At 47.1% G+C, this 15876-nt stretch carries 12 protein-coding genes; 7 read left to right on the top strand and 5 right to left on the bottom strand.

Annotated elements, in window-relative coordinates:
- Nucleotides 1-47: 47 nt before the first annotated feature.
- On the top strand, nucleotides 48-995 hold the full coding sequence (locus tag ACXAGX_RS13445; protein WP_474819629.1) for a diguanylate cyclase: 948 nt from the start codon (nucleotides 48-50) through the stop codon (nucleotides 993-995).
- A 126-nt stretch (nucleotides 996-1121) separates the two neighbouring features.
- Complete coding sequence (locus ACXAGX_RS13440; protein ID WP_474838930.1) at nucleotides 1122-2810, top strand: response regulator; 1689 nt, start codon at nucleotides 1122-1124, stop codon at nucleotides 2808-2810.
- 23 nt (nucleotides 2811-2833) lie between these two features.
- On the opposite strand, the gene ACXAGX_RS13435 is transcribed toward ACXAGX_RS13440, so the two are convergent.
- Nucleotides 2834-4195 carry a DUF2252 family protein gene (locus tag ACXAGX_RS13435; RefSeq protein WP_474819634.1) on the bottom strand — a complete coding sequence of 454 codons (1362 nt, stop codon included), beginning with the start codon at nucleotides 4193-4195 and terminating at the stop codon, nucleotides 2834-2836.
- 291 nt (nucleotides 4196-4486) lie between these two features.
- On the opposite strand from ACXAGX_RS13435, the gene ahpC reads away from it, so the two are divergent.
- Both ahpC and ahpF read left to right on the top strand, forming a co-directional pair.
- On the top strand, nucleotides 4487-5044 hold the full coding sequence (gene ahpC / locus ACXAGX_RS13430; RefSeq protein ID WP_474820364.1) for an alkyl hydroperoxide reductase subunit C: 558 nt from the start codon (nucleotides 4487-4489) through the stop codon (nucleotides 5042-5044).
- Between the two features lie 76 nt (nucleotides 5045-5120).
- Entirely contained in the window at nucleotides 5121-6701 is a 1581-nt protein-coding gene (ahpF, locus tag ACXAGX_RS13425; protein ID WP_474838928.1) for an alkyl hydroperoxide reductase subunit F, read from the top strand.
- Between the two features lie 74 nt (nucleotides 6702-6775).
- Here ahpF and ACXAGX_RS13420 read toward each other — a convergent pair whose 3' ends face one another.
- From ACXAGX_RS13420 to ACXAGX_RS13405, 4 genes are all read right to left on the bottom strand, one after another.
- On the bottom strand, nucleotides 6776-8098 hold the full coding sequence (locus ACXAGX_RS13420; RefSeq protein WP_474838926.1) for an MFS transporter: 1323 nt from the start codon (nucleotides 8096-8098) through the stop codon (nucleotides 6776-6778).
- A 108-nt stretch (nucleotides 8099-8206) separates the two neighbouring features.
- Complete coding sequence (locus tag ACXAGX_RS13415; RefSeq protein WP_474838925.1) at nucleotides 8207-9646, bottom strand: aldehyde dehydrogenase family protein; 1440 nt, start codon at nucleotides 9644-9646, stop codon at nucleotides 8207-8209.
- Between the two features lie 35 nt (nucleotides 9647-9681).
- Nucleotides 9682-10590: a 5-dehydro-4-deoxyglucarate dehydratase gene (gene kdgD / locus ACXAGX_RS13410; RefSeq protein ID WP_474838923.1), complete on the bottom strand. Its 909-nt coding sequence runs from the start codon at nucleotides 10588-10590 to the stop codon at nucleotides 9682-9684.
- A gap of 143 nt (nucleotides 10591-10733) precedes the next feature.
- The gene (locus tag ACXAGX_RS13405; protein ID WP_474838921.1) at nucleotides 10734-11477 is read right to left on the bottom strand and encodes a FadR/GntR family transcriptional regulator; all 744 of its coding nucleotides are present in this window, start codon (nucleotides 11475-11477) and stop codon (nucleotides 10734-10736) included.
- Between the two features lie 230 nt (nucleotides 11478-11707).
- Here ACXAGX_RS13405 and ACXAGX_RS13400 point away from each other — a divergent pair, with 230 nt between their 5' ends.
- The 3 genes from ACXAGX_RS13400 (at nucleotide 11708) to ACXAGX_RS13390 (ending at nucleotide 15529) form a co-directional block, all read left to right on the top strand.
- Nucleotides 11708-13072 carry a glycoside hydrolase family 28 protein gene (locus ACXAGX_RS13400; protein WP_474838919.1) on the top strand — a complete coding sequence of 455 codons (1365 nt, stop codon included), beginning with the start codon at nucleotides 11708-11710 and terminating at the stop codon, nucleotides 13070-13072.
- 36 nt (nucleotides 13073-13108) lie between these two features.
- Entirely contained in the window at nucleotides 13109-14320 is a 1212-nt protein-coding gene (locus tag ACXAGX_RS13395) for a glycoside hydrolase family 88/105 protein (protein WP_474838917.1), read from the top strand.
- A gap of 87 nt (nucleotides 14321-14407) precedes the next feature.
- Nucleotides 14408-15529: an L-talarate/galactarate dehydratase gene (locus tag ACXAGX_RS13390; RefSeq protein WP_474838916.1), complete on the top strand. Its 1122-nt coding sequence runs from the start codon at nucleotides 14408-14410 to the stop codon at nucleotides 15527-15529.
- Nucleotides 15530-15876 lie beyond the last annotated feature (347 nt).

Below are 15876 nucleotides of genomic sequence, written 5' to 3'. Positions count from 1 at the left end.
GTTGAACTGCTAATTGTTGTTGAATAAATGAAACAGGATTTCAAAACATGTCTACACCACGCTCGCGAGTTTTAATTGTCGATGATGACGTTGCGACTATCAGACTTATCGCGGAAGCATTAGCGCCTGACTACGAAGTTATCATTGCCACCAGTGCTGAAGAGGGGTTGGAACAAGCCAAGTGCACTGAGCCGCAGTTGATTTTGCTTGATGTGCTTATGCCTCAAATTAACGGCTTCGCGTTATGCCGCAAATTAAAGTCTGATGAGCAAACGCGTAAAATTCCCGTCGTTTTTGTCACGGGCCTTGCGGAAGTGAGTGATCAGGCCAGAGGATTCGAAATCGGCGCCGTCGATTACATCACCAAACCCATAGAAGTTCCCCTATTACGGGCCCGCGTTAAAGCCCATATTCGACTGTATTTACAAAACCTGCAATTGGAATCTCTGGCGGCAACGGATTCTCTGACGGGCTTATCGAATCGACGCAAATTTGACGAGAGTCTCACCCACGAAATTGAGCGCTGTCAGCGAAGTCAAAGCGAACTCGCCTTGATCATGATCGATATCGATGATTTTAAAGCCTACAACGATACCTATGGTCATGGAAAAGGGGATGATTGCCTGGTAACCGTGGCCAATGTTTTAAAAAATAGTGCCAGACGGGGCACCGACTTGTGCTGCCGACTTGGTGGTGAAGAATTTGCCATTATTCTTGGTGAAACAGACCGCGTGGGTGCTATGGCATTAGGTGAAAGCATTATTTCGAAATTTCACGACCTGCAAATAGAACACGGCAGTGCTAGTAGTCATCCTTACCTTACAGTCAGTATTGGGGTGTCGGTGATGGATTTAAGAAGTGCGCTGAGAAATCGCGTTGAGGGAAGGGAGTTGGTCGATAAAGCGGATGAAGCCCTTTATCGGGCGAAATCCATGGGTCGCAACAGAGTTGAATTCACCCCTCTTAATTTTCCTATGGTTAAGAAGATCAGTTAGTCGCGCTTACCCTGAATACCAGGGATTGCCAGATACCGGGTATCCGTTTATTGTAAGTGATACTAAAGACGCATCGATGGATTAAGTTTATCGATTGCGTCTGCTATTCCTCAGATTGCAGTAAAAATGGACAGAACATTGGAAAAGTTTCCCCCCGTCACGCCTGTTGATGATTTAAAAGCACTTATTATTGATAATCAGGGGTTAGTCCATGAAGTGGTAAGTAATGCGCTGAAAGATGCGGGCATTCTTCGCGTCGACAGTGCATTTAATGCTTTTCATGCCATTCGGTTGTGTGATGAAAACGTGTACGACATCGTCATGATCGCATTCAATGTCAGCAGCGATAAAGACGGCTTCCATCTGTTTGAAGAACTCAAGCATTATCAGCATATTACTGATAAAACGACGGTTGTGTTTCTTAGTGCAGAAACGAGCCAGGCACTGGTCAATTGTATTGTTGAGCTTCAACCGGATGATTTTTGGGTTAAGCCGTTAGATAAGAAGCGTGTCACTCAGCGATTTCAATATCTGCTCAATATTCGTAGAAAGTTACATAAGTTGCTCTGCTGTCTGCAAAATCATGACTACTCCTCGGCAATTTATTACGCAGAGCGCCAGCTAACGGATAAAACCGTGAGTGAATTTCATCCACGGTTGAAGCGCATTATTGGTGAAAGTTACCTTGCACTGCGAGACTACAGCAAAGCGGAGTCCTATTTTCACGACCTGTTGAAACAGTACGATCATGCCTGGATACACATAGGTCTTGCCCGGGCGCTGCTACGGCAGCATAAAATGGAAGAAGCCGAAAGTTTGCTGGAAGACTTACTGGCGCGGGATGATACCCGTTTTATGACCTATGACTTGCTGGCGCAATATTACATCGAGAAAGAACAGTTTGATAAAGCGTATGAGCAAATGCGCGAGGCAAGTAAGCTAGCTCCCAGGAATATTGAGCGCAATAAACGGGTTTGGGACCTGGCAAGGCTGAATCATGACAAGTTGGGGCAACTGCTCGCCGTTCAAAATATGGCGAAATATGCAAAAAATTCTATCCATGATTCTCCCGAGCTAACACTCAATGTACTGCGAGCGACAGTCGATGTAGCGACATCGGCTAATGGGGCCGAAGCGGAGAAGTTAGTTAAGAAAGTTGAAACCGACCTTATTGAATTTGAGCGCCAACAAGGGTTAGACAAAGAACTCGCCGATCAACGCGCAGTGTTGCAAGCAAGACTGCTGTGCTTGAAAAATGACAAAAAGTCAGCTGAAGCCATCATGAAGACGAAGCGTCCGGATACCGACGGATTATCGATGGAAGACAATCTCGACAAAATGAAAGCATTTCATGAGCTCGGTATGCGTGAACATTGCTTATCGATGTTAGAGAAATTACATCGTCAGATTGCAGGTGATACTTTCACCAGTCAGGTGGTTGATGAATATCTCAAACAAGAATCCATTGAGAGAAAAGAAATCAACTTCACAACTCGCGAACTGAAAGAAATGGCGGCGGTGAATTACAAAGAAAACCGTTTTGGCCCGGCTTATCAAAATCTTAAACAAGCGCTGACGCTTTCTCCCGACAACAAGCAGATTGCGCTTAGTTTGTTGAAAATCATGGTACAACTAAATAAAAAAGAACCGCTTAACAACGCGCAAATCGAAACCGCGGTGAAAGCGGCAGTGTTACTGAGTGACGATTACCTGGGGCCTGCCCAAGCGGCGAAGCGAGATGAATACATTGCGCAGATGAATATCGCCGCGCAAATCCAGGAGAAAAAGACGGTTTCAGACAACCTGTTGAGTTAACTACTCCGGCTTTCAACAATCGCTCAGCATGTTGCTGAGCGTTGTCCTCGAAAGTAAGCTACCCAATCAGCATGGTCTGACTTAACTTGTTCTGCATACTCCATACTGATCCTGCGCAGCGCATCCCGGTTTGCTTCTAGTACCGTCAAGGCCGCTAATTCAAACTCCACAGAGCGGCGGTCTCCGCGACAATGTGCAAATGCCAGCGCTTCTCCGCAAACTTGCGCAAAATCCACAAATCCTCCGTCAATACTACGGTTACCCATACAGATATCTTCTGGGCTTATCCCCACTCGTGCGTGGTGTCTTGAACGAATAAGCCAGTGTTTATCCGACCATTCGGCTTCGTCGAGTAAGAGGTCTGGTCGTCGCTTCATTTTACGTTGACAGCGAGCGGTTAAATGGGCGGGGTTTAATCGGTTGACCGGTGATAAATCTGGATAATAAAACAGAGGAGCCGCTTCTCGCTGCTGCTTTACTTCGACAATATGGCAACGGGCGAAGGTGGCTTCATTATGGGGCTTGGCCGGGCCGACGAGAAAATAAAAGCGATCGAGGTTGTTTGAACCGGTACCAGCATGATTGCGCTGAACAATATCAATGACATCGTCATCCATATACGGGGCAAAGGCTTGTTTAACCGCAGTATAATAATGCGGAGCTAATGGGGTGAATTTGTCACTATTTTTGCGAAATGCCAAACCGTCATCTCGCATTTGCACGGCCTTGGCCAGCGCACTTTTGGTTAAAAATTCCTCACCGCCTGCAGCTCTGGCGCAAGCTTTATTGTAAAATTTGTGCAAACGGGTGCCGGGCATGATGTCTTCTACGGCATCATAAAGTGCTGTAGGGTCGTCAGCGACCCGTTCGCATACTGTGAGGTAGCCATCGAGAAAGGCGTCCATGGCGAGCTCAACGTGTTCACTATCGATAACGGCTTTAATCGTAACCTGCTTAGGCGATTCATATTTACCGCTGCGCACGCCTTCACAATGTTCTCTGGCAAGCTCAAGCGACACAAGAAAGCGAACAATATCCCATCCGGCATGACCTACGCAGGCATCGTCAAAATCATTGGGAGAAAAAATAATGGTATCGCCGTGAGAGCCTTCTTCGGTCATAAAGCCAAAGTTACTCATGTGACAGTCGCCTACCACGCACGTTAACGGCAAGGAGAGCAGGGCAGCGTCAAATTGTACATTTCCAGCCTTCCAGTCGGCGTAAAAAAGCTGGGCACTTCCACGATAGAACGTAAAAGGCGACTGTGCCATTTTAGCGTGCTTGATAAGCAAAGGATCGGGAGAGCGCCCATCGATTCGCAGAATGTGTGTATCGACAAATTGGTGTCGCGGACTCAGTCCGGCAAAGCTATTTTCTGTCATCATAACGTCACTTGAACTTATTATTTGAGTTTGTCAGAATCGGCCATTGAGTTTTTTCGCTCAAACATTGGCTTGGTAATCGCAAAAACTGATTGGACCGTTCAACATTACTAATTATCTTTTTAAACTCAGTGAGTTTAATCTTGTCTCAAGTCAACAGAACAGGGTTTGTTACTCAACACAGGGCAAACCAAGTTCTAAATTATTACGTAAATACCGTGTCACTTTGTCAGCTGGTGTAACCGGCGCGAAAAGACACAAAATAAACTACATTAATGGAGATTAACAATGGCAATTATTAACACTGCTATCAAACCTTTCAAAGCAAACGCATTTAAAGATGGTGAATTTGTAGAAGTAAGCAGCGAAGACATCAAAGGAAAGTGGGCGGTATTTATCTTTTACCCAGCTGACTTCACTTTTGTATGTCCTACTGAGCTTGGCGACATGGCTGACAAGTACGAAGAACTGCAATCACGTGGCGTAGAAGTATTCTCAGTATCTACTGATACTCACTTTACACACGCTGCATGGCACGCGTCTTCAGACACTATCGGCAAAATCAAGTTTGCGATGATTGGCGACCCTACTGGTGAAATCACGCGTAACTTTGATTGTATGCGTGAAAACATGGGTCTGGCTGACCGTGGTACGTTTGTAATCGACCCGGACGGTATCGTTCAGGCGATGGAAATCACTGCAGAAGGTATCGGTCGTGAAGCAGATGACGTAGTACGTAAAGTTAAAGCGGCGCAATACGTAGCCTCTCACCCAGGTGAAGTATGCCCGGCAAAATGGAAAGAAGGTGAAGAGACATTAGCACCTTCACTGGACCTGGTAGGCAAAATCTAAGCTTACCTAGCGTTCCTGATTGGGTGCAGGCCACTGCCTGCACCTTCTTAACACTGAAACAAAAGGCAGATATACCGTGTTAACTAAAGAAATTTTACAAGCATTGAAAGGCTACACCGCATCGATGCAGAAAGATGTAACATTCGTTGTACAAACTGGCGAACATGCCAAGCGCAATGAACTGGTTGAATTTCTGTCTGGCGTTGCAAGTGTAAGTGACAAAATCAAACTGGAAGAACGAGATACCGACGGCGTTCTTCGTAGTGCTACCAGTTTTCTTATAGAGGCTGACGGTGAAGACACAGGCATTCGCTTCTCAGGCGTTCCAGGTGGTCATGAGTTTAACTCACTTATCCTGGCACTGCTTCACTCATCTGGCACTGCATTAAAAGTCGATGAAAATGTACAAAATATTGTGAAGGGTGTAAATGAACCCCTGCACTTTGAAGTGTTCATTAGCTTAAGCTGTCACAACTGTCCGGACGTGGTTCAGGCGCTCAACCAGTTTGCGTTGCTGAATCCTAACATCACTTCAGAAATGATTGACGGTGGTGTATATCCGAAGTTGATAGAAGAACGTGATATTCAAGGTGTACCTAGTGTGTACCTGAATGGCGAGTTGTTCGCTAACGGTAAAGTAGATGCGTCTACATTAATCGACAAGCTATTAGAGCGTGACCCTAGTCTGAAAGAGGCGAACAAGGGTAAGAGTATGCCATTGCAAGACGTTACCGTTATTGGTGGCGGTCCGGCTGGCGTAAGTGCCGCGATTTACAGCGCACGTAAAGGCTTAAAAGTAACTATCGTTGCTGACCGCTTTGGTGGTCAGGTTAAAGATACGATGGGTATTGAAAACCTGATTTCGGTACCGAAAACCACGGGTCCGGAATTGGTTGGTAACCTCATGTCCCACATGAAGGATTACGAAATCACGCTTAAAGAGCACGTGAAAGTTGAAAACATCGAGCGCGGCGATATCAAGGTAGTTGCCCTGTCGTCGGGTGAAGAAATTCGCACTCGTACCATCATCGTTGCCACCGGTGCACGTTGGAGAGAACTCGGCGTACCAGGCGAAAAAGAGAACGTAGGTAATGGTGTGGCATATTGCCCGCACTGCGATGGTCCTTTCTTTAAAGGCAAGGATGTAGCGGTAATCGGTGGTGGTAACTCGGGAATCGAGGCTGCACTTGACCTGGCGGGTATTGTGAAATCAGTGACGGTATTTGAATTTATGCCGACGCTGAAAGCCGATGAAGTACTGGTTAAACAGGCAGAAAAACGCGACAACGTGACGATTCTGCGTAACGTGGCAACCAATCAAATTGTTGCTGAAAACGGTAAAGTAACGGGTATTGAGTACAAGAACCGTGAAACCGAAGAAGTTACAACGTTGCCACTTGCTGGTGTGTTTGTACAAATCGGTTTAGTGCCAAACAGCCAGTTCATACAAGGCGTGGTCGATATGACCAAGCATGGTGAAATCATCGTTGATAACAAGTGCGTGACGTCTGAAAAAGGTATTTTCGCTGCCGGTGACGTAACGACAGTACCTTACAAACAGATTGTGATTTCAATGGGGGAGGGCGCGAAAGCATCGCTGTCTGCCTTTGAATATCTGTTACAGCACGAAGTGCCAGAGTCTGAAAAGACGGCATAACCATTTAGTGTAAAACGACAAAGCAAACGGCACCCATCGGGTGCCGTTTTTCTATATGAATAGATGTGTGAATATCACCTGTTCGTCGCCGTTGCCGGCAACTCGACACGCTCTATTTTGCCAACAATGAACAAATACGAGAACACCGCCAGCGCCGCATTTGCTGCTACGTATACCAGCGCCCACTCAAATGAACCGGTCGCGGTGACAATGTAGCCAATAATGATGGGCGTGGTGATAGATGCAACATTACCGAAAGTGTTAAACAGTCCACCAGACAAACCGGCGATTTGTTTCGGTGATGTATCAGACACGACCGCCCAGCCGAGGGCGCCTAATCCTTTTCCAAAGAATGCTAACGCCATGAAGGCGATGACCATCCATTGAGTATCGATGTAGTTACAAACGAGAATGCTGGTGGAAAGTAACAAACCCACTACGATAGGGGTTTTTCTGGCGACGCTTAAAGAATAGCCCTTACGTAAGAATGTATCGGAAATCACGCCACCCAGAATACCGCCGATGAATCCGCAAATAGCCGGTAAAGAAGCCACAATGCCCGCTTTAAGGATGGTCATATTGTGTTCTTGCACCAGATAAACCGGAAACCAAGTGAGGAAAAAATAAGTAATGGCATTAATGCAGTATTGGCCGAAATAAACGCCAAGCAACATTCTGCTACTGAGCAAATATCGTACGTGAGAAAAAGTCGGTTTGGTTTTTTCAACATTTGGGGAATCCATATTAATTAGGCCCCCGTTGTTGCCAATGTAATCGAGTTCGGCGTCGTTAATACTGGGGTGGTTTCGGGGGCTGTATATGACTTTCAGCCAAATTGCTGAAAAAACAATGCCGCACGCACCCATCACAAAAAATACATATTGCCAACCGGCGGTGTAGGTTATCCAACCCATCAACGGGGCAAACAGCACGGTGGCGAAATATTGCGCAGAGTTAAACACCGCTGATGCCGTGCCTCGCTCGGCAGTAGGAAACCAGGCTGAAACAATTCTGGCATTGCCCGGAAAAGAGGGCGCTTCGGCAATACCCACCATGGCGCGTAAAATGAACAGCAAAACAACAACATTGATAAAGCTGAAATAACCCACGAAAGATTGCAGTAGGGTAAATAAGGACCAGGTGAAAATACTGGCCGCATACACTTTCTTTGAGCCAAATTTATCGAGTAGCCAGCCACCTGGGATCTGACCTATCACATAGGCCCAACCAAATGCGGAGAAAATATAGCCCAGGCTTACGGCGTTAATTCCCAGATCATCCTGAATACTAGAGCCGGCTATAGACAGTGTAGCTCTGTCGGCATAGTTGATCGTGGTGACCAGAAAAATCATTAACAGGATCTGATATCGAACCCGTGTAGGCTTTGCTGAATTCATTATTCTCTCTTTTCTATTCAGTGAACGTAAAATACCGGGCGACAGCATCTTACCGGACAACACGGGTACTGCAAATCGGCTTGCTGTACCCTGGTTTAATGCAGTGACTTACAATCCCAGATAACTGGTTTTCACTGTGGTATAGAATTCCTGCGCATATTTACCTTGTTCACGGGAACCGTAAGATGAAGACTTGCAGCCGCCAAACGGCACATGATAATCCACCCCTGCCGTAGGCAGGTTTACCATCACCATACCTGCGCGTGCGTTACGCTGAAAATGACGGGCATATTTTAATGACTGGGTAGCAATACCGGCAGATAAGCCAAACTCTGTGTCGTTGGCTAATGCCAAGGCGTGTTCATAGTCTGATGCCCGCAATACACTGGCTACTGGCCCAAACACTTCTTCGCGATTTATCCGCATCTCTGATGTTGTGTCGGTGAATAACGCCGGCGCCATAAAGTAGCCATCGGACTCTCGTTTTAATAACTCACCGCCAAGTGCCAGCGTCGCTCCCTCATCCTGGGCTATTTTTAGATAAGACTGGTTCTGATCTAACTGACTCTGCGAGACCACAGGTCCGATATCCGTTGTGCTGTCTAACGCATGACCGACACGAATCTTATTTAATCGCTGTTGCATTTTTTCAATGAACTGAGGATAAATTTTATCGGTAACGATAAGGCGGCTTGAGGCCGTACAACGTTGACCAGTGGAGTAATAGGCGCTTTGTACTGAGAGCTCAGCGGCTTTATCTAAATCGGCATCGTCGAGAATAATTTGCGGGTTCTTGCCGCCCATCTCAAGTTGCACTTTCGCCTGACGAGCGACGCATCGCGACGCAATATGGCGGCCGGTTTTTACACTGCCGGTGAAACTGATTGCGGCCACATCGGCGTGCTCTACCAGTGCGTTACCCAATACGCTGCCTTTACCCATTACCATATTAAACACACCATCAGGTATGCCTGAACGGGAAATTATTTCTGCCAGCGCCCAGGCACTTCCTGAAACCAGCTCAGCCGGTTTAAGTACCACACAGTTGCTGTAGGCTAGTGCGGGCGCAACTTTCCATGCCGGAATGGCGATGGGGAAATTCCACGGCGTGATGAGGCCCACCACGCCAAGCGGTTCCCGGGTGACGTTGATATCTATGGCAGGACGTACTGAAGGCAATATTTCACCACTCAGACGCAAACACTCGCCAGCGAAAAATTTAAATATCTGACCAGCCCGGTTCACTTCTCCGGTGGCTTCGCCAAGGGTTTTCCCTTCTTCTCTGGCTAATAGTTCGCCGAGCTCTGAGGCCCGGGCGAGAATTTCATTGCCGATGAAATCCAGCGCATTTGAACGTGCCTGAATATTACTTTGTGACCATGAAGGAAAGGCCTGTTTTGCCGCTTCAACAGCCTGATTAATAGTATGCTCATCGCCGCTAGCATAGTTGCCGATAATGTCGCTAAGATCGGATGGGTTTATATTTTCGCTAGTGGAAGTACTTTCAACCCAGCTGCCGTTTATAAAGTGCTTTTTGTAATCGTCCATTTGACGCTCCGTTATAATCTGTTATCAGTGAGAATTTATGCTTCCAGTTTATCGATGAGTGCAGCGAGCTTGTCCATTTCATCGCTATTCAAGTCGGTAAGCGGGGCTCTTACCGGGCCAGCGTCGCGACCGATGATTTTCGCACCGGCTTTAACAATACTCACGGCGTATCCCGGGCACTGATTTCTGATTTCGAGCAGTGGAAGGAAGAAGGTATCGATTAAATGTTCGGTTGTTGCGGTATCACCACTGGCCAATGCGTTATAGAACTTCATGGCAGTTGAGGGAATAAAATTAAATACTGCAGAGGAATAAACCGGTACGCCAATGGCTTTATAGGCGGCCGCATAGACTTCAGCCGTTGGCAGGCCACCCAAATACGACAGGCGATCACCAAGGCGTCGACGAATGGTAACCATGGGCTCTATTTGACCAAGGCCGTCTTTAAATCCGATAAGGTTAGGGCAGCGCTCAGCCAGTATTTCCAAACTGGTGGCGGTGAGCTGACACACATTACGGTTGTAAACAATAACGCCGATGTCGATAGCATCACAAACGCTACTGACATAGTTGATAAGACCTTGCTGGCTCGCTTCAGTGAGATAGTGCGGAAGCAATAAAATGCCCTGAGCGCCAACACGCTGTGCTTCCTGTGCCTGACCAATGGCGCAGGGCAGGGAACCGCCAGCGCCAGCAATAATGGGGACTTCGCCTCGACAGGTGTCTACCGCCGTTTTTACTACCTGACTGTAATCATTGAAGTCGAGAGAGAAAAATTCACCGGTTCCACCGGCTGCAAACAGTGCGCTGGCACCAAACGGCGCGAGCCATTCAAGTCGGCTGGCATAACTGTCTGCATTGAAACTGCCATCATTGTTAAAATCCGTCACTGGAAATGACAGTAAGCCTGATCCTATGGTTTTTTTGAGTGCGTCAGGGGACATGGGAAACTCCAATTATTTTGATTTATGTTGTAGGACATCGTACAACTCAAAAATAAGGAGAGTCAAGATCAAAAGTTAATTGTATGTAAAGTGTTTGATGTTTTGCGAGTGTGGCCAGCTTGTTTTACTAAGCTGGCGAATGATTAATGCGGGCGTTTGTCACTGGCTTGTGCAGCCATGTACAGGGTGCGGTGGCGCTCTTTACTGTTGGTTAAGTGCATTCTCATTGCTGCGCGAGCCGACGACGGATCTTGTCTGGCGATGGCGAGATAAATGTCTTCATGTTCCATATTCACCCGGTTGAGATAGGCCTGTTGATTAGTTTCAGAAATCGCTGTGCCTTTAATCCGGTTGCGGGGAATGATCACATTGCCGAACTGATTCAAAATATCAATAAAGTAACGATTGCCTGACGCTTTCGCGATTTGAGAATGGAATCTGAAGTCGAGTTTGGAACCTTCATCTTCCCTCGGATCCAGTGCTGTCAGGGCGTCCAGCGTTGCTTTGAGCTCAGCGAGTTGCGCTTCAGAACGCCTTTCCGCCGCTAATGCCGCGCTTTCTACCTCAAGGCTTATGCGCAGTTCGAGTATCTCAATAACGTCTTCTAATGTGTTTAATTCTGCTGCATCCAGAATGAGTGGGGCACCGCTGGAACTCGCTAAAATGAAGGTGCCTACACCGTGGCGGGTTTCAGCTAAACCTGCAGCTTGTAAACGGGAGATAGCTTCTCTAACCACAGTACGACTCACACCGTACTGCTTCATTAAAGAAGATTCCGTAGGCAATTTATCACCTGGCTTCAGCGAACCCTGGGCTATGAGGGCGGTTAGTTGGTCGACTAATTCCTGAGTCAGACTGGTGGTGCGTTTTTTTGAAGACGAAATCATAAGCGAATAATTTGTTGCTAAACTTTAAACTTTTGTTAACATAGTTGTACGATGACATACAACCTGGCGCTTGTACATTGTATTTTTTTGCCGATATTCAGGCACAAGTATAAAGCAATTGTATCGCAAGAGAAGGCTAAGCAGTGAATTCGCCCATGCCACTTACAGGCGGTTAGCAAGCGTTTGTCATGCAAGGTCAACTTGGTAATCAAAAAGGATTCTTCATGGGAATGAAAAAGGTAACACGGCTCTTTTTTAGTTTGGCAGTACTAGGCTGTGGTTTTCAGGCAATGGCTGATAGTGCTGTTATGCCTTCGGTAGAGAGTATTGTTAGAGAAATAAAAGCACCACAAATTCCCGCTAACGATTTTAATGTAAGTGATTACATTAACCACGATATGGCCAAAGCGCCTATCGACATTCGTGATGCAGTCATCAAAGCAATCAACGACGCTACTGATGCCGGTGGCGGCCGGGTTATTGTGCCGCAAGGAAAGTGGTTGGTGAATGGACCTATACACTTAAAAAGTAATATTAATCTGCATATTAGTGAAGGCGCCCATTTGCTCTTTAGCGCCAAACCCGAACATTACCTGCCAGTGGTAAAAACGCGCTGGGAAGGAACAGAAATGTTCGGCTACTCGCCATTTATCTATGCTCACAATGTGCATGATATTGCGATTACCGGTACAGGCATTATCGACGGCAACGAGAGCAGTGAATTTTTCTCCTGGCACCCGCAAGAAAAGCCAGACCAGCTGGCATTAAGAAAAATGGGCATTGACGGTGTGCCGCTTTCGCAACGTCAGTTTGGTGAAGGGCACCTCTTGCGCCCCAGTCTTATTCAGATATTCGGCGCAGAGCGCGTGTTGCTTGAAGGGTATGAAACCCGCAACTCCCCATTCTGGGTTAATCATTTGGTGTACACCACCCATGCCACCGTGCGAGATCTTAAGGTGAACAGTCATCACGCGAACAATGATGGCGTGGATGTAGATTCAAGTTCCTGGGTATTAATTGAAGATAATGTCTTTCGGACTGGCGATGATTCTATAGTGGTTAAGTCGGGAAGAGACCGGGATGGCAGAGACGTGGGTGTTCCCTCTGAGTACATTGTGGTGCGCAATAATGATATGGGCGGTGAAGACGGTATTGCACTAGGTAGTGAGATGTCGGGTGACATTCGTTATGTCTGGTTTACCAATAATATCCTTCGTTCAGGTGTGTCTGCGGTTCGCTTTAAAGCCAATATGGATAGGGGCGGTGTAGTGGAACACATTCGGGTGAGCGATCTTCAGGTTGAAGCGTTCGAAAGCCTGTTTTGGTTTCAACTGAATTATCCCGGCGAGTTAGACGGCAAACACCCTTCCAGATACCGCGATATCGTGTTTAACAATGTGACGGTGGAAAAAGCAGGGACGTTTCTGGAAGTTCACGGGCCAGATGAAATTCCCGTTGAAGACTTAGTGTTTCGAAACGTAACGGTGACCACGGTAGAACATCAGATGACATTGGAAAATGTGAAAAACCTGGTTTTCGATAATGTCAGTGTGAATGGCCAGCGCATTAACGGCGCTCTCGACTGGCACAAGTGAAGTTACGGTAACCAGATAAAATTGTTGGACGCAAAAATGAAATTATTTAGAAAAATCATTACCACGTTTACCTGCACATCCCTTCTAACAGCATGCGTAGCAATACACAGCAATGCGGACGAATTGTCGTGGGTAGAAAAAGTCGCCAATACCACCATGGCGCGTAGTCCTGAGGCCTGGGCGATGCGCCCACACAAAGGGCTAACAGAGCCAGATTGGTCTTATACCTATGGTTTAGTATTACTCGGCTTCCAGCGTTTGTATCAGGAAACCGGTAATGAGGCCTACCTCAATTATGCCAAAACCTGGGTAGACTCGCTCATTGACGAGAATGGCAATATTAAAGACTACGTGATTTACGAATTTAATATCGATGATATCAATGCCGGTAAATTGCTGTTTATGTTCTACGAGCAAACGCAAGATCCCCGCTATCTAAAAGCCATGCAGCAATTGCGTCGGCAACTCGATTGGCAGCCGCGAACCCGTGAAGGTGGATTTTGGCACAAGCGCATTTATCCCTGGCAAATGTGGCTAGACGGACTGTACATGGGCAGTGCGTACCTTGCTCAATACGCCCACACTTTCGGCGAAGACAGTGCTGTGTTTGATGATATCGCGTTGCAGTTCACCTTAATTGAAAGCAAAACCAGAGATGAGAAAACCGGCTTGTTGTTTCATGGCTGGGACGAAAGTCGCCTGCAACAGTGGGCCGATGAGGAAACTGGGTTGTCACAGCATTTCTGGTCACGTGCCATGGGATGGTATGCCATGGCGCTGGTAGACACGCTGGAAGTGATGCCTGCTGATCACGGTAAAAGACAACAACTACTCGGTATATTCAAGCAACTGATGAACGCCCTTAAACCTTGGCAACAAGCATCGGGTATTTGGTTACAAGTGACCGATCAGGTGGGTCGGGAAGGCAACTATGAAGAAGCCTCTGGTACTGCCATGTTTGCCTATGCTATCGCGAAGGGGGTACGGCTTGGGTATCTCACCAAAGATTGGACACCTGTTGCACAAAAGGCGTTCGATGGCCTGACTGAAGAACTCATCGTTACAGATAGCGACACCGGCCAAGTGCATCTTACCAATATTTGCGGCAGCGCAGGACTGGGCGGGAACCCTTATCGTTCAGGCAGTTTTGAGTATTACGTAAATGAAGCAAAAGTGACCGATGACGCCCACGGTATTGGCCCGTACATTTTGGCGGGTATCGAACTAATTAAATTGAAACAGAAGTAACCGGTGCAGCAACGCAGTAAGCCTGTATTCAACAGAGGCTGCGCCTTGCGAGTACCCGTTAAAACCAAGACTTAAAGGAATGCAATCATGCCAGATGTAATACGACATATAAATTTGTCACATGTAGTGTTACCTATTGATAACCCGGTGAGCGATGCCAAGGTACTTACCGGCAAACAAAAGCCACTGAGCGAAATGGTGATGTTGTTTGTGGAAGTGCTGACTGAAGATGGTTTCCGCGGCATGGGATTCAGCTATTCGAAGCGTGCGGGTGGACCTGCCCAGTTTCGTCATCTTAAGGAAATTGCTGAAGTCGCTATCGGTCAAGACCCTTCTGATATCGCCAAAATTTACGATACGTTGTTATGGGCCGGTGCGTCCGTTGGGCGGTCAGGTGTTGCAACGCAAGCCATTGCAGCACTGGATGTTGCACTGTGGGATCTGAAAGCCCGCAGGGCAGGGTTGCCGCTGGCAAAGCTACTTGGCGCACACCGCGATTCTTGCCGCGTTTACAATACTTCAGGGGGTTTCTTACAAGCCTCGGTGGATGAAATTAAAGACAAATCCACAGCATCGTTAGAAGCCGGTATTGGCGCCATTAAAATTAAAGTTGGGCAACCAGACTGGCGACTCGATTTAAAGCGGGTTGCAGCCATTCGTGAACACCTCGGAGACGTGCCATTAATGGTTGATGCCAATCAACAGTGGGACAGAGCCCGGGCAAAAAGAATGTGCCGCGAGCTGGAACAGTTCGATTTGGTATGGATTGAAGAACCGCTAGATGCCTGGGATGCCGTGGGCCATGCGCAGTTGTCGACCACATTTGACACACCTATCGCCACCGGCGAAATGCTAACGTCCGTTAGCGAACATATGGCGCTGGTCAATGCCGGCTATCAAGGAATTGTGCAGCCAGATGCCCCTCGCATTGGTGGTATCACGCCTTTCTTACGCTTCGCGACTCTGGCAAATCATGCTGGACTGGCCCTCGCACCGCACTTCGCCATGGAAATTCATTTACATTTAGCGGCGGCGTACCCAACAGAGCCATGGGTAGAGCATTTTGAATGGCTATCTCCCTTATTTGAAGAGCAACCAGAAATTCGCGATGGACGTATGTGGGTGCCTGACCGTCCGGGATTGGGCTTCAGCCTAACGCCTAAGATGCGTCAGCTAACCCGTGAGTCAGCATCCGTTGGACGGTCATAATGGCGAAATCACTACGCTGACATGTGGTACTAACTAAATAAATTTAGTTGTTATTGCTACCGGTGGCAATTTTTCGTTTTGAACGTGCCTTTATCACCTCCAAGCGATGAAACTCGCCGCCAGTAATAAAATAATAAATCCACGGAATACCTGCCGTTTGCTGCCTAGGTAGGGATCTTTGTACCCCGAGTTAGCCTGATTTTTTCCTTAATTTAATTGTTAAAATAAAGAAAAAATTGTTTGCCACCGATAGACATTTTGAGTAATGTGTAAACTCAATGTTAACCAAATGTTTGTAGTGGTTGGCGTTGAAGAAGGTGTGATTTGTTACTTCATCAGCAAGCTGT

The organism is Alteromonas sp. ABV4_515 (genome assembly GCF_056160345.1).
The sequence above is the reverse complement of the archived record's forward strand: the minus strand, read 5'-3'. Positions and strand labels throughout refer to the sequence as shown.